Here is a 1,132-nt window from a genome sequence, read left to right on the forward strand (position 1 = left end):
ACCAGGCAGCGGCCGAACAAGTGAACCTGAAACCACGTCAACCCGTTCTGACCAGCTAGTCATCCACTCCCGCACGTCGGGGGAACCTCACCCGGAGCCGATGGCCCGCGCCGGTTGCGAAAGATCCGGTGGACTCGTTCTGACCTGGCTCATGCCCTGCTCCCTCCGCGCGTCCTGAAAGCGTACGAGCCCCGAGTTTCCCGCTTTCACACCGCATATGCCCCCGGCGTCCTCAGGTATCAGGCCGTGGTCGTCCGGTCTCTGAAAGCGCTTTTGAAGCCAGGTTGGGGAACCCGGGGCGGACGGACTGGGAAGGTGGCTTGGTGGCTGGTGAGGGTTTGGGCCGGGACGAGGCGCTGCGGGCGGCGGAGGATGTCGCGCCGGTGGAGTCCGTCGACGTGGCCGCCCGGAACCTGGAGGAAGCGGTTCTCGGCGACTGGGGTGACATTCCTGTTCATCGACGTGATCAGGCAGGAAGGCGCAGGGCTGCCCAGAGCCGGCACGGCGCGGGTCGGGCGCGCGGCGAGGCGGAGGGCGGGTGCCGGCTGGTGGCGCCGGGGACGAACCGAGAAGCCGGCATCGGCGTACTGAGCCTGGTCCTGTCGGTGGCGCACGCAGCGCACGTACTCACGTACGTCGTCCGCGACCGTTTCACTACTGGATCTCCGCAGTGAGACTCACGGCCAAGTGCGCCGGCCCCAGTGGTAGAGGTCCACCAGCCTGCCGCCCTCGCCGTGCTGCTGCGAGGCGGCTCAGCTCACCCTGGCCTCCGGTCTGTTCTCGGCCGACGACATCGGCGGTGACACCTATGGCTACGCCTTGGGCTGGGGCAGGCTGTGCTCTGCGCGGAGCTCGCCGCGCTGGCGAGGGTGTCCTCGGGCCACGTGTACACCGCCCTCGAGGCGATCACTGAGCAGGCCTGCTGCTGATCAGAGGCCAGCTACTCTGCGTCACTCGGAAGACGGGCGAACGCGAGCTGGTCAATGTCGGGCAACTCTGATCATTCGGGGTTCCCGCTGCGGTCACCTACGGGAGGTGTGAGGTTCCCCCGACGTGCGGGAGTGGATGACTAGCTGGTCAGAACGGGTTGACGTGGTTTCAGGTTCACTTGTTCGGCCGCTGCCTGGTCGGA

At 67.2% G+C, this 1,132-nt stretch carries 1 protein-coding gene; it reads left to right on the forward strand.

Annotation, left to right across the window (positions count from 1 at the left end; genetic code table 11):
- The first annotated feature begins 323 nt into the window (after positions 1-323).
- Positions 324-674 (forward strand): hypothetical protein, encoded by a 351-nt coding sequence (locus tag ACWC2T_RS46110; RefSeq protein ID WP_450676254.1) that lies wholly within the window; start codon positions 324-326, stop codon positions 672-674.
- The last annotated feature ends 458 nt before the right edge of the window (positions 675-1,132 follow it).

The sequence above is a fragment of the Streptomyces sp. NPDC001393 genome (assembly GCF_053597455.1).